Source organism: Microlunatus sagamiharensis (assembly GCF_900105785.1).
GTDB classification, from domain to species: domain Bacteria; phylum Actinomycetota; class Actinomycetes; order Propionibacteriales; family Propionibacteriaceae; genus Microlunatus; species Microlunatus sagamiharensis.
The window spans coordinates 996838-1014896 of record NZ_LT629799.1; the positions used below are offsets into that span (position 1 = coordinate 996838).

The following is an 18059-nucleotide window of genomic DNA, read 5'->3' on the forward strand; positions in this document are numbered from 1 at the left end:
GCCGCACCGACCCGTGACCGGTCCGAGCCGGTCGGCCTGGGTTCGGGGTCGGTCATCACTCTATCGGCCGGCGCCCGGGCGGCCGACGGGGCGCGAGCGCCGAACCTCCCGACCGCGAGTTTCGAGGAGTTTCGCCCGTGGCGCGTGCCGTGCCAGGATGACGCCGTCGTCCAAGGAGGGGGTGCTCGTGGCGCTCGACGGTCAGGGCCCGGCCGGCTCGCCCACCCGGGTCACGGTCGCCGACATCGCCCGGGACGCCGGCGTCTCCATCGCGACGGTCTCCAAGGTGCTCAACCGCCGTCCGGACGTGGCGGCGGAGACCCGGGCGCGGGTGAACGCGCTGCTGGCCGAGCGCGGCTACGTGCCGTCCACGCGGACCCGGAACAAGGCCCGGGCCGACCGTCCGGCGCGCGGCGGGCTCGTCGACCTCGTCTTCAACGACCCCGGCTCCCCCTGGGCCACCGAGGTCATCCGGGGCGCGGAGGTGGCGGCCCGCGCGGTGCGCGCCTCGGTCGTGGTGAGCGCGCTCGACCCCGCACCGCGGGCGCGCCGGCGCTGGCTGGACGACCTGGCCGAGCGGGGCTCGCTCGGGCTCGTCCTCGCCGTGTCCAGCCTGTCGCCCGACGAGCAGGCCGCCGTGCGCCGGCTGGGCCTGCCGGTCGTGCTCATGGACCCGGTGGGTGACTTCGAGTCGACGCTGCCGGCCATGGGCTCCGGCAACTTCGGCGGCGGGCTCGCCGCCACCCAGCACCTCCTCGACCTCGGCCACCGCCGCGTCGCGACGATCACCGGCCCGATGCGCTACCTCTCGAGCCAGGCGCGCCTGGCGGGCTACCGCGCCGCCCTGGAGCGGGCGGGGCTGCCGGTGGTCCCGGAGCTGGTCCGCGAGGGCGACTTCCACCACGCGTCCGCGCGGGCGGCGAGCGAGGTGCTGCTCTCCCTCGCCGACCCGCCGACCGCGGTCTTCGCGGCCAACGACGAGCAGGCGCTCGGCGTGTACGCGACGGCGCAGGCCCGCGGGCTGCGGGTGCCCGAGGACCTGAGCGTCGTCGGCTTCGACGACGTGCCGATGTCGCAGTGGGTGCTGCCGCCGCTGACCACGGTGCAGCAGCCCATCCGCGAGCTCGCCGCGATCGCGACCCGGTCGCTCCTCGGGCCGGCCGAGGGCGAGGGCCTCCCGCTGCGCGGGCGCGTCGAGCTGCCGACCACGCTCGTGGTCCGGGGGAGCACGGCGCCGGCGCGCGCCGCCGGCACCTAGCCGGCGGAACCGCCCGCGCCCACCGCGGCGGCGGGTTCGTCGCGGCGCTCGCGCGCGAAGTGGCAGACCGCGAGGTGGACCCGGCCCTCGGCGCCGAGCGCGGGGTCGGTCGTGGCGCACACCTCGCGCCCGGGCTCGACCGCCGGGCCGACCGGGCAGCGCAGCCGGTAGTCGCAGCCGGGCCCGGGGGCGGGGCTGGACGCGGCCGACGCCTCGATCGCGGTGTCGGACAGCAGCCGGTGCTGGCCGACCTCCGGCACCGCGGCGAGCAGCGAGCGGGTGTACGGGTGCTGCGCGCGGCCGAGGATGTCGTCCACGCCGCCCTGCTCGACGATCCGGCCGTTGAACATGACGGCCACGTCGTCGCACATGTAGCGCACGACGGCGAGGTTGTGGCTGATGAAGAGCATGGACAGCCCGAGGTCGGCCTGGAGCCGGCGCAGCAGGTTCAGCACCACGGCCTGCACCGACACGTCGAGGGACGCGGTGACCTCGTCCGCGACGAGCACGTCCGGACGGGCCGCGAGGGCGCGGGCGATGGCCACCCGCTGACGCTGGCCGCCCGACAGCTGCCCGGGCCGGCTGCGCACCAGGCCCTCGTCGAGGCTCACCAGGTCGAGCAGCTCCCGGATCCGTCGGCCCGCGTCTCTACGCTCGCCGGCCGGCAGCCCCTCGGCGACGCACTGGCCCACAGTGAAGCGCGGGTCGAGCGAGCTGCGCGAGTCCTGGAAGACCATCTGCACCCGGCGGCGGGCGTCCCGCGCGGCCCGGCTCCGCGGCGAGGACGCGTCGGCGTCCCCGACGCGGATGGTCCCGCTGAAGGGCGCCAGCCCGACCACGGCCCGCGCGGTCGTGCTCTTGCCCGAGCCCGACTCGCCGACCAGGCCCAGCACGGAGCCGGGGCGGAGGTCGAAGGAGACGGAGCGGACGGCGGTGACCGGGCCGTAGCGCACGGTGAGGTCCTGCACGGACAGCGCGGGGGTCACGAAGCCGCCCTCTCGTCGACGAGGCCCGCGGCCCCGGGGTATGTGGTGGAGGACCCGTCGGCCAGCGGGTGCCAGCAGGCGGCCCGGTGGCCGGGTGCCCCGATCTGCAGCAGCGGCGGCCGGGCGTCACGGCAGTCCTGCTCGGCCCGCGGGCAGCGCTCGGCGAAGTAGCACCCGGGCAGGTCCACCCCCGGACCGGGCATCCGGCCGTCGAGCATGGGGAGCGGCTGCGTACGGTCGGCGTCCATGTCGGGGCTCGCGGCGAGCAGCAGCCCGGTGTACGGGTGCGCCGGCCGCGCCAGCAGCTCGTCGGTCGTCGCCTCCTCGACGACGAATCCCGCGTACATGACGAGGATCCGGTCGCTGATCTCGGACACGACCGCGATGTCGTGGGAGATGAAGAGCACGCTCGCGCCCGTGTCGGCCCGCACCTCGGCGACCAGCCGCAGGATCTGGCGCTGCACGGTCACGTCGAGCGCCGTCGTCGGCTCGTCGGCGACCAGCAGCCGGGGCTCGCCCATCAGGCCGATGGCGATGCAGACGCGCTGCTTGGTGCCGCCCGACAGCTCGTGCTGGTGCTGGTCAAAGCGCCGCTCCGGGTCGTTCACCGCGACTGCCCTCAGGGCGTCCAACGCGCGGCGCCGGGCCAGCGCCTTGTCCTGGTGCAGGTGCACGACCGCCGGCTCGACCAGGTGGGTGCCCACCTTCACCGCCGGGTTCAGCGCCTCGCCCGGGTCCTGGAAGATCATCGCCATCGAGCGGCCGAGGACCCGCTCGTCCTCGGCGGTGCGCCTGGTCAGGTCGACGTCGTCGAAGCGGAGCACCTCCGCGTGCACCGCGCCGGGCGCCTCGACGAGCTGGGCGACCGCGGAGGTCGCCATGCTCTTGCCCGAGCCGGACTCGCCGACGATGCCGACGGTCTCACCCGGCGCGATGCTGAACGACACGTCGCGCACCGGCGTGACGACGCCACCGTCGGGTCCCGGGTAGACGACCCGGAGGTGGCGCACCTCGAGCAGGGCCTCCCCGGCGGCGTCCGTCTCCGGCGCCACGGCGGCGACGGCGGGACCGGCGGCGTCGGCATTCGCGGACGGATCGACGTCGTCGCCGGTCGAGGGCCGCTGCGCCTCGGCGGCGACGGCGGTGCGCGGCGCCGTGCGCCGGCCGCCGACGAGGTCGGCGAGGTGCTCGCCCGCCATGTTGAACGTCAGCCCGGCCAGCACGATGGCCACCGCCGGGCCGACCGCCGCCGTGGGGGTGATGTAGACGCGGGTCAGGCCGTCGCTGAGCAGGCGTCCCCAGTCGTACGCGGGCGGCTGCACGCCGAGGCCGAGGAAGCTCAGCCCGGAGAGGGCGAGGATCGCCGTGCCGATGTGGATGGTCGTGTAGAGGATGACCGGCTCGGCGATGTTCGGCAGCACGTGGCGCAGGACCACGGTGACCGGGCCCTTGCCGAGGACCCGGGCTGCCTCGACGTAGTCGCGGCTGACCGCCGACGCGGTGAGCGTCTGGGTGATGCGCGCGAAGCCGGGGGCGAAGGACGCCCCGACCGCGAGCACGGAGCCGACCGAGCCGATGCCGAAGAGCACCGCGAAGAAGATCGACAGCAGCAGCGCCGGGAAGGCCATCAGCAGGTTGATCACGGCGCCGAGGACCTTGCCCAGCCGGTGCGACGCGCCGGACAGCAGGCCGAGGGCGACGCCGACCACGCCGCCGACCACGGTGGCCAGCACGGCGAGGACGAGCGAGCTGCGGGTCGCGTACAGCGTGCGCGCGAACAGGTCGCGGCCGAGGTCGTCGGTGCCGAGCCAGTGCTCGGCGCTCGCCGCCTGGTTGGCGTCGACGACGTTGGTGTCGCCCGCGGCGTGGCCCCAGATCCACGGGCCGGCGACGCTGAGGAAGACGAAGACGAGCAGCAGGGCGAGCGCGACGCCGCCGGGCAGCCGGACGCGCCGCCGTCGGGCGGTGGACCGGGTCGGGACGACCGTGGCGACGGTGGTGCTCACTCGAGGCCCCCGATCCGCGAGCGCGGGTCGAGGACGCCCAGCATCACGTCCACGAGCATGTTGAGCAGCAGGACGGCGGCACCGAGGACGAGCAGGACGCCCTGCACGAGCGGGAAGTCCTTCTGGACCACCGCCTGGGAGATGACGGTCCCGACGCCGGGCCAGCCGAAGACGTTCTCGACGAGCACGGTCCCGGCCACGAGCCCGGACAGGATCATGGCGCCGAAGGTGAGCGACGCGGTCATCATGTTCGGCAGCACGTGGCGCAGGTAGAGCAGCCGGCGCGGCAGGCGCCGCGACTTGGCCGCGCGGACGTACTCGGTGTCGAGCACCTTGAGCGCCTCGACGCGCACGATGCGCGAGAGCGAGGCCGCGGGCCCCACCACGAGCGCCGCGACCGGGAGCACGTACGACCGCGGTCCCGACAGCCCCGCCGCGGGGAAGAGCTTGAGGCCCACGACGAAGATCACGCTGAGCACCGTGGCCATGACGTAGTCCGGCACGGAGTTGAAGAAGCCGGTGACGTTGACGAAGACCCCGCGGGTGACGCGGCCCCGGCCGCCCCGCGTGCGCACGGCCGTCAGCAGCCCGACCGGCAGCGCGATGAGGATGACGAGCACGAACGCGGGCAGCGCCAGCCGCAGCGTGTTCGGGAAGCGGGTGCCCAGCAGGTCGGCGACGGGCGCCTCGGTGACGATCGAGCTCCCCAGGTCGCCGGTGACGACCCCGCGCAGGTAGTGCACGTACTGCAGGGGGAGCGGCTGGTCGAGGCCGAGCTCGTGGCGCCGCAGCTCGACCAGCTGCGGCGTCGCCTGCTCGCCGAGCGCGGCCTGGACCGGGTCGCCCGGGATCAGGTGCACCATGACGAACGTCGCGGTGACCAGCACCAGCAGCGACACGACGAGCCGCAGCAGCCGGCTCGCGACGAAGCGCAGCCAGGGGTGGCCCGTCCTCCTCGCCGCCCGGTCGGCGGCAGGCGCGGGCAGCGGCCCGGCCGGTTCCAGCGTGGTGGCGCTCATCGGCGTCCCCGTCCTCTCGTCCGACGTCCGGCTCTGGTAGTCAGCCCGGCCGTGCGCCGCGTCGGGTCGACGCGGCGCACGGCCGGCGCGGTCGCTACTGGCTCAGCCGGATGCTCGTCGGCACCGCGAACAGGCCGACGGTCTGCAGGGTCGCCTTGGAGGTGTAGAAGGGCCGGTCGCCGTTCGACACGGGGATCACGTCGGCCCGCTTGAACAGCTCCTGGTGGGCCTTGGTCCACAGCGGGCAGGCCTCCTCGGCCGGCGCGGCGGCCGCCTGGGCCGACAGCTCCTCGAACTGCGGGTTGCGGATGTCGCCGGAGTTGCGCCCGCCGTCGGCCGGGGTCGCCCCGCCGAAGAAGGTGGTCGCCATGTAGGGGAACTCGACGTTGATCGCGCTGTAGAAGATGTCGAAGTCCGCGGTGGTGTAGAGCGACTCGAGGAAGGCGGCGTTGGTGAGGCCGACGAGGTCGCTGCCGATGCCGGCGGCCTTGAGCTGCTGGCCCAGCAGCTCCACCGCGGAGGCGGTCTGCGGAGCGCCGGTCTGGTAGATGACCTTGACCGTGAGCGGCTTGCCGTCCTTGGTCCGGGTGCCGTCGGCGCCCTTCGTCCAGCCCGCGGCGTCGAGGACCGAGTTCGCCTTGGCGACGTCGAAGGTCGGCAGCGCGCCGGTCGTCTCGTCACCGGGGCAGGCCACGGGGGCCTCGGCGATGAGGTTGGTCGCCAGCGTGCCCTGGTTGGCGGTGCTGACCGGGGCGAGGTCGTCGCGGTTGACCGCGGAGGCCGCGGCCTGGCGCAGCTGCTCGTCGTTGAAGAGCCGGCCGGCGGCCTCGTTGAAGTTGATCTCGCCGACGATCACCGGGACGTCGAAGCGCTGCACGCCGGGCGTCTTGTCCAGCCGCGCCCGGTCGGGACCGGTGATCTGCGCGGCGTTGATCTGGCCGGAGACGAGCTGGTTGGCCATGGTCGACTCGTTGGCGACGAAGGCGATGGTGACCTTCTTCGGCACGCCGGGCGTGCTCGTCGCGGCGCCGGCCGGACCCCAGGTGTAGCCGTCGCGGCGCTCGAAGTCGTAGTGGTCGCCGGAGACGTAGTTGGTGATCTTGAACGGTCCGGTGCCCGCCGAGGCGTGCTCGATGGAGTCGGGGTCCTTGAGCCCCGCGGGGCACACGATCGGCACGGCGCCCGCGCCCTGCAGCAGCGAGCCGAAGGGCTTCTTCGAGGTGATCGTGAACGTCCCGGCCGCGTCGTCGGAGGAGACCGTGTACGCGACCGGCACCGACAGCGCCACCCAGGGCGAGAGCGTCTTCGGGTCCTTGATGTAGTTGAAGTCGGCCTCGATGTCGCTCGGCTTGAGCTTCTGGCCGTCGTCGCAGGTCGCGGCCTGGCCGAGGGTGTAGGTGACCGAGTCGCCCTTGACCTCCCAGCTGGTGGCGAGCTGGGGGACCGGCTTGCCGTCCGCGCCGCGCCCGACCAGCGTGTCGTAGGCGAAGGCGTACACCTGGCGGTTGAAGCCGCCGGTGCTCTTGTAGGGGTTCACGCTGCCCGGGTCGCTGCCGAGGTTCATCGTGAACGTGCCGTCGACCTGCGGCGCACCCTGGCTCGTGGTCCCGCCGGCGTCACCCCCTCCGCCGCAGGCCGCGAGGAGGGTCAGGAGTGAGGCTGCGGCCACCGCGGGCAGCGTCGTGCGCTTCATGAATGCACCTTTGCTTCAGGAACGTTCGCTTGGGAGGCGTTGCTCGCGGGCGCCGCGTCGGAGGACGGACGGCCGGGGCAAGAGGCGTCGGAGAGGGCACGTGCTCCGAAAGAACGGCTTCTCTTTCGACGTTGCGTGCACCGTACGTTCAGCCTTGGTCGACCGTCAAGGGTCGCGTGGCGCGTTTCCGAAACCGGTTTCGACAGCCGCGGCGGATCGGCGTGCTGGTGCTGACAGCGAGCGCGAACACGCGTACGGTGACGACACGAAACCGTCCTCCCGCCCTGCGGGGCGGTCCACGGTTCCGCGAAGGGCCGGCTGTCCTCGAGCCTCGAAACTCCTCGAAACTCACGACGTGCTGCCGGACCCGCCCGTCCCTCCCGTCGCGCACGGCGCGCCGGGCGCACCCGCAGGAGAGAGCCCCTCATGGTCGAGACCTCCGACATCCAACGCCCCGACCCCGCGGTGGTGCGCGGGCTGGAGGCGATCGGCAGCGCCACCGCCAGCAGCGAGCTGAACAAGCTCGGGGTGCGCAGCGCGCACATCCGCGGCCCGGTGGCCCGGACGCCCGGGGCGCGCATCGCCGGCCCGGCGCTCACGCTGCAGTTCCTGCCCAAGCGCGAGGACCTCTACCAGGTCGACGAGTACGCCGAGCCGGAGAAGCAGCTGCACCGCCACGTCATGTACCACACCCAGCCCGGCGACGTGATCGTCGTCGACGCCCGCGGCGACATGGCCAGCGGCGTCTTCGGGGAGATGATGCTGACCTACTTCGCCGGTCGCGGCGGCGTCGGCGTCGTCGTCGACGGGTGCATCCGGGACTTCGGCGAGGCCAAGGACCTCGGGGTCGGCCTGTGGCTGAACGGCACCACCCCGAACTTCCACTCCCAGACCGACATCTTCCCGCACGCGGTGAACGTCCCCGTGGCCTGCGGCGGCACGGTCGTGGTGCCCGGCGACATCATCGTGGCCGACGACGACGGCGCGGTGGTCGTGCCGATCGCGCTCGCGCCGCGCTTGCTCGAGGAGGCGAGCCAGCACGCGGAGTGGGAGGACTTCTCGCGGCTGCGGCTCTCCCAGGGCGGTGACCTGCGCCTGTACTACCCGCTGTCGGAGGCCGCCCGCCCCGAGTACGAGGCGTGGCGCGCGGCGCAGGCCGACGAATCCGGCGCCTCCACCGCGACCGCCGCGGGGGGCTCGCGGTGAAGGTCACGGCCGTGGTGCCCTGGCTCGTCTCGTCCGCGGCGTCCTTCTGGGGCGAGTTCCTCTTCGTCGAGGTCCGCACCGACGAGGGCGTCACCGGCTGGGGCGAGGTCACGAGCACCACGCGCACGGCCAACCGGTCGGTCGCGCGGATGGTCCGCGAGGTCGAGGAGCTCGTGGTGGGGGAGGACCCCGCCGCGATCGAGCTGGTCTGGCACAAGCTGTTCCGCGCCTTCACCTACGCCGGGAGCCGGGGGGCGGCCTGCCTGGTCGCGAGCGCGGTCGACATCGCGCTCTGGGACGTCCGCGGCAAGGTGCTCGGGCTGCCGGTCGCCGAGCTGCTCGGCGGACCCGTACGGCGTGACCTGCTGCTCTACACCCACCCCGACCAGAGCCGGTTCGGCACGCCCGAGGGCGTGGCCGAGGAGATCGGCCGCATCGTCGGCGCGGGCTACACCGCGATCAAGTTCGACCCGTTCCCGCACGCCGAGGACGTGCCCGAGGCGAACGACCGCTACCTCGACGGCCGCCTGTCGCGGCGCGACGAGAACCGGGCGATCGAGCTGTCGCGCCAGATCCGGGAGGCGGCCGGTCCCGACGTCGAGCTGCTCGTCGACGCCCACGGCCGCTTCGACGTCCCGACCGCCATCCGGCTCGCCAACCACCTCCACGAGGCGGTCGACCTGCACTGGTTCGAGGAGCCGGTGCCGCCGGAGAGCCAGCACGCGCTGCGCCAGGTGCGGGAGCGGACCGAGGTGCCGCTGTCGGTGGGCGAGCGGCTGCACACCCGCTGGGACTTCGTCACCGTCCTCGAGCAGGAGCTCGCCGACTTCGTGATGCCCGACGTGACCTGGACCGGCGGGATCAGCGAGCTCAAGAAGATCGCCACGCTGGCCGAGGCCCACTACGTGCCGGTCTCGCCGCACGACGCGGCCGGTCCGGTGAACCTCCTCGCCGGGGCGCACGTCATGGCCACGACGCCGAACTTCTACCGCATCGAGTCGAGCAGCTTCGACCTCGCGGTCTACAACGAGCTGCTCGAGGAGCCGCTGGCCGCGGTCGACGGCCGGCTGCCGCTGCCGACCGCGCCGGGGCTGGGCGTGGCCTTCGACCTGGACCACCTGCGCGCCCACGCCGTCGACGGGTTCGGCGGCACCGACTGAGGGGGGGACCCCGCGTACGCGAAAGGCCCGTCGGCAGCTGCCGGCGGGCCTTCGTCGTCTCGTGCGCCCCGCCCTTGGGGCGGATCCTTCACCTGTGTCCGAGGGGGGACTTGAACCCCCATTCCCCGTAAAGGGAACTAGCACCTCAAGCTAGCGCGTCTACCTATTCCGCCACCCGGACGAGTGGTTCGACCCGTTCCCGGGCCGGTGGATGACTATAGCCGGAACTCGCCCGTGACTTCGAACCCGATCCACCTCCTGGGCGCGAGAGCCCGGTCACTCCCCGTCGGGAGGCATGCGCAGGGCGTGCGGCCCGTGGATCAGCGCTGGCCGCGGTCGTGCCAGTGCCGGGCGATGGCCCGGGGGAGCGGGTCGATCACCGACCCCTGCGCGGCCAGCCCGGCGCGGGTGAGCCGACGGCTGCGGACGAGGCTCCAGAAGCCGAACGCCCACGGCAGGTACTGGAAGCAGAAGGCGAGCTTGAAGTCGCCGAGGTCGTACGCCCCGGACGGCGAGCGCAGGTCGAGCACCAGCCCCACCACGAGGATGGTGAGCAGCGACGCGGTGAACCCGCCCACGTTGACGATGCCCGAGGCCACGCCGAGGCGCGGCGTGGGGTTGAACGACCGGGCGAAGTCGAAGCCCACGGCGGAGGCGGGCCCGTTGGCCGAGAGCACGAGCAGCAGCAGGACGACCACCGGCAGCGGGGCGGCGCCGGGCCACAGCAGGACGACGGTCCAGGCCACGACGGTGGCGATGCTGACGGTCAGGACGAGGTTGGAGCGACGGAACGGGTACGCCGCGGTCAGCTGCCCGAGGACCGGCGCGACCACGAGCCCGGACAGCACCATCATCGTGAGCAGCGTCCCGGCCAGCGCCGGGCTGTAGCCGAGCCCGACGGTGAGGAACGGGAAGCCCCAGAGCAGCACGAAGACCATCTGGGAGAACTGCGACGTGAAGTGCGACCACAGCCCCAGCCGGGTGCCCGGCTCCGCAAAGGACAGCCGCAGCTGCGTCGCCGCCTCGCGGAAGGAGACCGGCGGGACCGCGCTGCGCCCGAGCGGCGAGTCGCGCACCGTGAGGACGACCGCGACCGCGACCACGACACCCACGCCGGCCGCGCCGAGGTAGGCCGGGGTCCAGCCGTACGCCCCCAGCACCAGGACGAGCGGGATGGTGCTCGCGACCTGGCCCAGCTGGCCGAGCAGGCCCGTCACCTGCGTGAGGACGGGCACACGGCGGGCCGGGAACCAGGACGGCACCAGCCGCAGCACGCTGACGAAGGTCATCGCGTCGCCGGTGCCGACGAGCATGCGGGCCACGACCGCGCCGGAGGTCTCGGTGCTGGTCGCCATCAGCACCTGGCCGCCGGCCATCACCAGCGCGCCGATGGTCACCAGCACGCGGGGGCCGTAGCGGTCGACGAGCACGCCGACGGGCACCTGCATGGCCGCGTACATGACCAGCTGGAGCACGACGAAGGTGGAGAACGCCGACGCGCCGATGCCGAAGCGTTCGGTGGCGTACGTCGCGGCGACCCCGAGCGAGCTGCGCTGGAGGACCGCGACCGCGTACGCGAGGACCCCCACGCCCCAGACGAGCCAGGCACGCCGGGGGAAGTCCACGTGCCTCATTCTCGCCCTCGCGGCGCTGTTCGATTCTGGGAGCGCCACCGAGTGGAATCCCGCGGGGGGTGTGGGGGGTCGCCCCCCCCTCACGACAGGGGTGGACACAATGAGGCGGTGACCTCCTCCAGCACCGACCGTCCGCAGACCGACTCCGGCGACGCTCCCGCCGGGCGCCCCGACGGCGAGGTCGTGGAGCTGTGCCGCGACCTGATCCGCATCGACACGACGAACTTCGGGTCCGAGCCCGGCCCGGGGGAGCGCGACGCCGCCGAGCGGGTGGCGGGCTGGCTCGACGAGGTCGGGATCGAGAGCGAGCTGTACGAGGCGGCGCCGCGGCGTACGTCCCTCGTCGCGCACTGGTCGCCGGAGGGGACCGACGAGAGCCTGCCGCCGCTGCTCGTGCACGGCCACCTCGACGTGGTGCCGGCCAACGCCGACGACTGGAGCGTCGACCCCTTCTCCGGCGAGGTGAAGGACGGCTGCGTGTGGGGCCGCGGCGCGGTCGACATGAAGGACTTCGATGCGATGGTGCTCAGCGTCGTGCGCGACCGGGTCCGCACCGGCCGCGCGCCGCGCCGGCCGATCCGGCTGGTCTTCACCGCCGACGAGGAGGCCGGCAGCGGGCTCGGCGGCCGCTTCCTCGTCGACAAGCACCCTGAGGTGGTCGAGGGCTGCACGGAGGCGATCGGCGAGGTCGGCGGCTTCTCGCTCACCGTCCGCGACGACCTGCGCCTCTACCTGGTGCAGACGGCCGAGAAGGGCCTGGCCTGGCTGAACCTCATCGCCGACGGCCGCGCCGGGCACGGCTCGTTCCGCAACGACGACAACGCGGTGACCGAGCTGGCCGCGGCGGTCGGGCGCATCGGCACCTACGCGTGGCCCAACCGCATCACCGACTCCCAGCAGGCCTTCCTCGAGGCCGTCTCCGAGGCGCTGCAGGTCGAGCTCGACCCCCACGACGTCGAGCCCACGCTGGCCAAGCTCGGCAGCATCGCGCGGATGGTCGGCGCGACCATGGGCAACACGGCCAACCCGACCATGCTGAAGGCCGGCTACAAGCACAACGTGATCCCCGGCCGCGCCACGGCCTCGGTCGACGGCCGCTTCGTGCCCGGCGGGCGCGAGGAGTTCTTCGACACGATCACCGAGCTGCTCGGCGACAAGGTCCGCTACGAGATCGAGAACGTGCAGCCCGCCGTGGAGACCGAGTTCTCCGGGGCGCTGGTCGAGGCGATGCAGGCCTGCCTGTCGGCGGAGGACCCGGCGGCGAAGGCCGTGCCCTTCCTGATGAGCGGCGGCACCGACGCCAAGTGCTGGGACGCCCTCGGGGTGCGCTGCTTCGGCTTCGCGCCGCTGCGGCTGCCCGCCGACCTCGACTTCGTGGGCATGTTCCACGGCGTCGACGAGCGCGTGCCGACCGAGTCGCTGGAGTTCGGCGCGCGGGTCCTCGACCGCTTCCTCGACGCCGCCTGAGACAGGCGGGGTCGATCGCCGTCACGGGCTGGGGTGGCGGATTACCCTCGATCTCGATGATCACGAGCTACGACGACGTCAGGTCGGTCGACTACGAGGTCCAGAAGGTCCGCCTGTCCCGCGACCTGTCGCGCGGTGCGGTCCGCCAGCTGCTCAGCGAGCGCTGCGAGCACGGTGGGTGGGAGCTCACCCGCCTGCGGCGCTACCGCGACGGCACCCGCGACGTCTGGGTCCGCCGCAAGATCATCCGCGCCCGCCTGACCGTCTGACGTCGGACGCTCCCTGATCCGGGCGAGGGGGCTGAGCACGGTCCCTGAGCTTGTCGGAGGGGGCCTCGAAGAGGTCGGGGTCGAGGGCAGGGAAGACGCCAACCGCTTCGGGGCCCTTCGACAAGCTCAGGGAGCGTCTCTCGCCTCACCGACCGGCCTTGAGAACGCTTCCTGAGCCTGTCGACGGGGCCGAGGGACGCTCCCTGAGCCTGTCGAAGGGCCTCGAAGAGGTCGGCGTCCCTCCGGGAACCGGTCAGCCGTGCGCCCGCAGGGCGTTCGGCCCGCCCGAGACGTCGTCGAGCGCCGAGGCGATCTCGGGTGGCAGTGTCAGCTCCTCGGTCGCGAGCGCGGGCGCGAGCTGACCCGCGGTCCGCGCGCCGAGCAGGGGAGCGGTCACCCCCGGCGCGTCGCGGACCCAGAGCAGCGCGACCTGCAGCGGCGTCAGGTCGAGCCCGTCGGCCGCCTTGCAGACGGCCTCGACGACCCCGCGGCTGCGCGGCTCCAGGTAGGGCTCGACGAACCAGGCGAAGTGCTCCGTCGCCGCGCGCGACCCGCGGGGTACGCCGGTGCGGTACTGCCCGGTCAGCACCCCGCGCCCGAGCGGCGACCAGGGGAAGCAGCCCATCCCGAAGGCGTGCAGGGCCGGCAGCACCTCGACCTCGGCCCGGCGGGCCAGCAGCGAGTACTCGACCTGCGCGCTGGCCAGCGCGGTCCGCGCGGGGTCCGCCCGCTGCCAGGTCGCGGCCTGGGCCGTCTGCCAGCCGACGAAGTTCGACACCCCGGCGTAGCGGACCCGCCCGCTGGCCACGGCGTGGTCGATAGCGCTGAGCGACTCCTCCAGCGGCGCCTCGCCCCAGGCGTGGACCTGCCACAGGTCGAGGTGGTCGGTCCCGAGCCGGGCCAGGGAGGCGTCGAGGTCGCGCAGCAGCGCCCGCCGCGAGGTGTCGACGACGCGCTCGCCCCGACGCACGACGAACCCGGCCTTGCTGGCGATGACCACGTCGTCGCGGCCGGCCACCTGCTCGACGAGCCGGCCGACCAGGCGCTCCGCGTCGCCGGCCCCGTACGCGGCCGCGGTGTCGATCAGCGTCCCGCCGGCCTCGACGAACGTCTCGAGCAGCCCGCGGGCGGCGTCCTCGCCGGTGTCGCGGCCCCAGGTCAGCGTCCCCAGCCCGAGCCGGGAGACGACGAGACCGCTGTCCCCGACGCGCCGCTGCTCCACGACGCCAGACCCTAGTGGGGCGCGGGGACACCGGGACGCGGCGCCCGTACCGTCGGGGCGTGCGGCTCGCTCTCAACCTCGGCTACCTCACCGGGCGCCCCGACCCGGCCGAGACCCTCGCGCTCGTCCGGCACGCCGAGCGACTCGGCTTCGCCGCGGTGTGGGCCGCGGAGGCGTACGGGTCGGACAGCCCGAGCGTGCTCGCCTGGCTCGCGGGGCAGACCTCGACCATCGACGTCGGCTCGGCGGTCATGCAGGTCCCCGGGCGGTCGCCGGCGATGACGGCGATGACCGCGGCGACCATCGACCTGCTGAGCGGCGGGCGCTTCCGGCTCGGGCTGGGGGTCTCGGGGCCGCAGGTCTCCGAGGGCTGGCACGGCGTGCGGTTCGCCGAGCCGCTCGCCCGCACCCGCGCCTACGTCGAGGTCGTCCGTGCCGCGCTGGCCCGCGAGACCGTGCGCCACGGCGGGCGCCACTTCCCGCTCCCGCTGCCCGACGGACCCGGCAAGGCGCTGCGGCTGTCCTTCCAGCCGGTCCGCGAGCACGTCCCGCTCTACCTCGCCGCCGTGGGCCCGAAGAACCTCGCCCTCGCTGGGGAGGTCGCCGACGGCTGGCTGGCCGTCTTCTTCGACCCGCAGACCGCCGGCGACCAGCTCGACCGGCTGCGTGAGGGGCGCGTCCGCGTCGGGCTCGACCTCGACGGCTTCGACGTCGTGCCCACCGTGCCGCTGTCGGTCGGCGCGGACCCGGAGGCGTGCGCCGAGCCGGTGCGGGCGTACGCCGCGCTCTACGTCGGCGGGATGGGCAGCCGCGAGCAGAACTTCTACTTCTCCCTGGCCGTGCGGACGGGGTTCGGCGAGGCGGCCGCCGAGGTCCAGGACCTCTACCTCGCCGGGCGCCAGCGCGACGCCGCCGCCGCCGTGCCCTACGCGCTCCTCGAGCGGACCTCGCTGCTCGGCGACCGCGACCGCGTCGCCGCCGGGCTCGCCCGGCTCCGCGACGCCGGGGTCACGACCTGCGCGCTCGCCCCCCACGGCCGCACCCTCGACGACCGGCTCGCCGCGCTCACCACCGCCGCCGAGGCGCTGGAGCAGGTGCAGGGAGCGACACTGGGGCCGTGACCATCCACAGCGAGCACCCCTTCGCCACGCCGGTGGGGGACCGGGACCCGCTGCGCCGGCTCCGCGGCCGCACGACGTCGCCGGTGAGCCTCTGGACGGCCGGCACCGGGCGCGACCGGGCCGGTTGGACGGTCTCGTCCTTCCTGCTCGCCGACGGCGACCCCGGCGAGGTGGTCGGCCTGCTCGACGAGGACAGCGACCTCGCCACGCTCCTGACCACGGGCGACGGCGCGGCCCAGCCGGGGGCGACCCTCGTGGTGACGCTGCTGGGCTGGGAGCAGCGCGCGCTGGCCGACGCGTTCGCCGGGCTCGCCCCGCGCCCGGCGGGGTCTTCCGGCTGGGCACGTGGACGGACTCGGACTGGGGCCCCGTGCTGGACGGCTCCGCGGGCTGGGCCGGCGTACGGCTCCGCCCGGGCAGGGTCGACCACGCGGGGTGGGGGCTGCTCGTGCGGGGCACGGTCGAGCACGTCGAGCTGCCCGACCCGCCGGACGGAGGGCTGCTCGTCCACGCCCACGGGCGCTACCGCGCCGCAGAACTAGCCTGAGGCGGTGACCACCGTCCTCCTCGTCCGCCACGGGCGCACCTCCGCCAACACCGCCGGCATCCTCGCCGGCCGCTCCGAGGGCGTCCGGCTCGACGAGACGGGGGAGAAGCAGGTCTCGGCCCTCGCCGGCCGGCTCGCCAAGGTCCCTCTCGTCGCGGTGGTCAGCTCGCCGCTCGAGCGCTGCCGGCAGACCAGCCAGGCGCTGCTGGACGCCCGCGAGGACGGCCTCGGCCTCGCCCTCGAGGACGGGGTGACCGAGTGCGGCTACGGCGACTGGACCGGGAAGGCGCTCAAGGACCTCGCCAAGGAGGACCTCTGGAAGACGGTCCAGACCCACCCCTCGCACGTCCGCTTCCCGGGCGGGGAGTCGATGAGCGAGATGTCGGCCCGAGCCGTGCAGGCGGTCCGGCGCCGCGACGCCCAGATCGCCGCCGAGCACGGCGACGACGCGGTCTGGGCGCTCGTGTCGCACGGCGACCCGATCAAGGCGATCCTGGCCGACGCGCTCGGCCTGCACCTCGACAGCTTCCAGCGGATCATGGTCGACCCCGCCTCGCTGTCGATCATCCGCTACACCGCCACCCGCCCGTACGTGGTCACGAGCAACTCGACCGACGTCGACCTGGTGGCCCTGCTGAGCCCGCCGAAGAAGGACGCGCCCCGCAGCGAGGACGCCGCGGTGGGTGGAGGGCTCGGTGCCGCGGGCGATGCGGCGTCGGAGCAGCCTGCGGCGTCCCCGACGCCCGACCCGACGAGCGCGGCGACGCCCGCCTGATCAGCGCCGGGGCTGTCGGCCGCCTGACCTAGGCTGGAGAGTATGGCGATTCTCGTGCACCGCTACGACGCGCCGGACCGGTTCGTCGCCGGCACCGTCGGCCAGCCGGGCGAACGCACCTTCTTCCTCCAGGCCCGCGAGGGCAACCGCATCACCAGCGTCGCCTGCGAGAAGCAGCAGGTCTCCGTGCTCGCCGAGCACCTCGACCGCGTCCTCGACGAGGTCGTGCGCCGCGGCGTCGCCGGCAGCGGCACCTCCGTGGGGACCGGCCGGGCCAAGGACGTCGACCCGCTCGACGCGCCGATCTCGGAGGAGTTCCGCGTCGGCACCATGACGATCGCCTGGGACCCGAGCATCGACCGCATCGTCATCGAGCTCTTCTCCAACGTCGACCGCGACGCCGACGAGGGCGACGAGCCCGAGGCCGGCGCGAGCGCGGGCACGGGCGCCGACCTGGAGGACGAGGTCGAGGCCGACGAGGTCTTCGTCGTCAAGATCACCGCCTCGTACGCGCGCGAGTTCGTGACGCGCGCCCAGGCCCTCGTCGCCGCCGGGCGGCCACCGTGCCCGTTCTGCCTGCAGCCGATCGAACCGACCGGCCACATCTGCCCGCGCGCCAACGGCTACCGCCGCGCCCTCTTCTCCTGAGCGGGCGCACCACGACCACGCGACCGGCCACGCCGTGAACGCCGTCGTGCCCGCCGAGGGCACCCCGCACCCCGCGCTGACGACGCCGCTGCGCAGCGGCCGGCTCAGCCGCGAGGAGCTCGAGCTGACCGGGCGGCTGCTGTCCGCCTCGAACGCCACCTTCGTCGGCCAGCTGCGCACCGACGCCCTCGACGTCACCTGCGTCTACAAGCCGACGCAGGGCGAGCGGCCGCTGTGGGACTTCCCGACCGACACGCTCGGCCGGCGTGAGGTCGCCGCCTTCGAGGTCTCGCGGGCGGCCGGCTTCGACTGCGTCCCCGTCACCGTCTTCATCGACGGGCCGCTGGGTCCGGGTTCGCTGCAGGTGTGGGTCGACTCCGAGGAGGACGCGGTCGCCCGCCTGGTCGACCTCGTGCCGAGCCGCAAGGTCCCCAAGCACGGCTGGTTCCGCTGCGTCGAGGGGCTCGACGCCGACGACTCGGCGGTCGCGGTCATCCACGCCGACGACCCGGCGCTGCGGCGCCTGGCCGTGTTCGACGTGCTGGTCAACAACGCCGACCGCAAGGGCGGGCACATCCTCTCCAGCGAGGGACACCTCTTCGGCATCGACCACGGCGTCACCTTCAACGTCGAGAACAAGCTGCGCACCCTCCTCTGGGGCTGGGGCGGCACCGAGCTGACCGAGACCGAGCGCGAGCTCGTCCGGCGCGCCCGCGACGAGGCGCCCGCAGTGCTGGTCGGCCTGCTCGACGACGAGGAGGTCGACGTGTTCGCCCGGCGCGCCGACCGGCTGCTCGACCGGGGCCACCTGCCCCGGCCGCCGCGCGGCCAGTGGCCGTCGATCCCGTGGCCGCCGTTCTGAGTTGTTTGTCGCTCTGGGCGGGTTCGCTGATCGCGGGCACCTGACTCCCTGGCGGTGAAGCAGCGCTTTGCGGTCGTCGCCTCGGTCGTGCTTCACCGCCAGGGACTCAGGTGCCCGCGGCGAACCCGCCCGTAGCTCCGGCGGCCGTGGTCCTGTTCTCGTAGTTCCGTCGGCGGGACCGGGCGG

Annotated in this window: 16 protein-coding genes and 1 tRNA gene; 10 read left to right on the forward strand and 7 right to left on the reverse strand. The window is 73.9% G+C overall.

The features are described from left to right. Nucleotides 1-157 precede the first annotated feature (157 nt). Nucleotides 158-1258 carry a LacI family DNA-binding transcriptional regulator gene (locus BLU42_RS04530; RefSeq protein ID WP_091073446.1) on the forward strand — a complete coding sequence of 367 codons (1101 nt, stop codon included), beginning with the start codon at nt 158-160 and terminating at the stop codon, nt 1256-1258. Here the strand turns inward: BLU42_RS04530 and BLU42_RS04535 are convergent. From BLU42_RS04535 to BLU42_RS04550, 4 genes are all read right to left on the reverse strand, one after another. Beyond that, nucleotides 1255-2244, reverse strand: coding sequence for an ABC transporter ATP-binding protein (locus BLU42_RS04535; protein ID WP_231918438.1), 990 nt, complete (start codon nt 2242-2244; stop codon nt 1255-1257). The genes BLU42_RS04530 and BLU42_RS04535 overlap by 4 nt on opposite strands. Next, nucleotides 2241-4250 carry a dipeptide/oligopeptide/nickel ABC transporter permease/ATP-binding protein gene (locus BLU42_RS04540; protein ID WP_091073447.1) on the reverse strand — a complete coding sequence of 670 codons (2010 nt, stop codon included), beginning with the start codon at nt 4248-4250 and terminating at the stop codon, nt 2241-2243. Before BLU42_RS04540 ends, BLU42_RS04535 begins: the two co-directional genes overlap by 4 nt. Beyond that, nucleotides 4247-5269: an ABC transporter permease gene (locus tag BLU42_RS04545; RefSeq protein ID WP_091073448.1), complete on the reverse strand. Its 1023-nt coding sequence runs from the start codon at nt 5267-5269 to the stop codon at nt 4247-4249. The genes BLU42_RS04540 and BLU42_RS04545 overlap by 4 nt, the downstream gene beginning before the upstream one ends. A 94-nt stretch (nt 5270-5363) precedes the next feature. Next, nucleotides 5364-6962 (reverse strand): ABC transporter substrate-binding protein, encoded by a 1599-nt coding sequence (locus BLU42_RS04550; protein ID WP_091073449.1) that lies wholly within the window; start codon nt 6960-6962, stop codon nt 5364-5366. Between the two features lie 426 nt (nt 6963-7388). On the opposite strand from BLU42_RS04550, the gene BLU42_RS04555 reads away from it, so the two are divergent. Both BLU42_RS04555 and BLU42_RS04560 read left to right on the forward strand, forming a co-directional pair. After that, nucleotides 7389-8168, forward strand: coding sequence for an RraA family protein (locus tag BLU42_RS04555; RefSeq protein ID WP_091073450.1), 780 nt, complete (start codon nt 7389-7391; stop codon nt 8166-8168). Beyond that, complete coding sequence (locus BLU42_RS04560; protein WP_091079368.1) at nt 8165-9328, forward strand: mandelate racemase/muconate lactonizing enzyme family protein; 1164 nt, start codon at nt 8165-8167, stop codon at nt 9326-9328. The genes BLU42_RS04555 and BLU42_RS04560 overlap by 4 nt, the downstream gene beginning before the upstream one ends. A gap of 95 nt (nt 9329-9423) precedes the next feature. Here the strand turns inward: BLU42_RS04560 and BLU42_RS04565 are convergent. After that, nucleotides 9424-9509: transfer RNA gene (locus tag BLU42_RS04565), tRNA-Leu, on the reverse strand. A gap of 139 nt (nt 9510-9648) precedes the next feature. Beyond that, nucleotides 9649-10953 carry an MFS transporter gene (locus tag BLU42_RS04570; RefSeq protein WP_197680614.1) on the reverse strand — a complete coding sequence of 435 codons (1305 nt, stop codon included), beginning with the start codon at nt 10951-10953 and terminating at the stop codon, nt 9649-9651. Between the two features lie 117 nt (nt 10954-11070). Here BLU42_RS04570 and BLU42_RS04575 point away from each other — a divergent pair, with 117 nt between their 5' ends. Both BLU42_RS04575 and BLU42_RS04580 read left to right on the forward strand, forming a co-directional pair. Beyond that, nucleotides 11071-12429: a M20/M25/M40 family metallo-hydrolase gene (locus tag BLU42_RS04575; RefSeq protein WP_091073452.1), complete on the forward strand. Its 1359-nt coding sequence runs from the start codon at nt 11071-11073 to the stop codon at nt 12427-12429. Between the two features lie 56 nt (nt 12430-12485). Continuing rightward, on the forward strand, nt 12486-12698 hold the full coding sequence (locus tag BLU42_RS04580) for a DUF5703 family protein (protein WP_091073453.1): 213 nt from the start codon (nt 12486-12488) through the stop codon (nt 12696-12698). 253 nt (nt 12699-12951) lie between these two features. Here the strand turns inward: BLU42_RS04580 and BLU42_RS04585 are convergent, their stop codons facing one another. Beyond that, entirely contained in the window at nt 12952-13920 is a 969-nt protein-coding gene (locus tag BLU42_RS04585; RefSeq protein WP_091073454.1) for an aldo/keto reductase, read from the reverse strand. A gap of 59 nt (nt 13921-13979) precedes the next feature. On the opposite strand from BLU42_RS04585, the gene BLU42_RS04590 reads away from it, so the two are divergent. From BLU42_RS04590 to BLU42_RS04610, 5 genes are read left to right on the forward strand one after another with little or no spacing between them, the layout of a single operon-like run. Next, complete coding sequence (locus tag BLU42_RS04590) at nt 13980-15041, forward strand: LLM class F420-dependent oxidoreductase (protein WP_091079371.1); 1062 nt, start codon at nt 13980-13982, stop codon at nt 15039-15041. Continuing rightward, nucleotides 15038-15583 carry a flavin reductase gene (locus BLU42_RS04595; protein ID WP_231918439.1) on the forward strand — a complete coding sequence of 182 codons (546 nt, stop codon included), beginning with the start codon at nt 15038-15040 and terminating at the stop codon, nt 15581-15583. Before BLU42_RS04590 ends, BLU42_RS04595 begins: the two co-directional genes overlap by 4 nt. 9 nt (nt 15584-15592) lie before the next feature. Further along, nucleotides 15593-16363: a histidine phosphatase family protein gene (locus BLU42_RS04600; protein WP_091073455.1), complete on the forward strand. Its 771-nt coding sequence runs from the start codon at nt 15593-15595 to the stop codon at nt 16361-16363. A gap of 42 nt (nt 16364-16405) precedes the next feature. Beyond that, on the forward strand, nt 16406-17011 hold the full coding sequence (locus BLU42_RS04605; protein WP_091073456.1) for a DUF3090 domain-containing protein: 606 nt from the start codon (nt 16406-16408) through the stop codon (nt 17009-17011). A 34-nt stretch (nt 17012-17045) separates the two neighbouring features. Beyond that, on the forward strand, nt 17046-17873 hold the full coding sequence (locus tag BLU42_RS04610) for an SCO1664 family protein (RefSeq protein WP_231918440.1): 828 nt from the start codon (nt 17046-17048) through the stop codon (nt 17871-17873). Nucleotides 17874-18059: the final 186 nt, after the last annotated feature.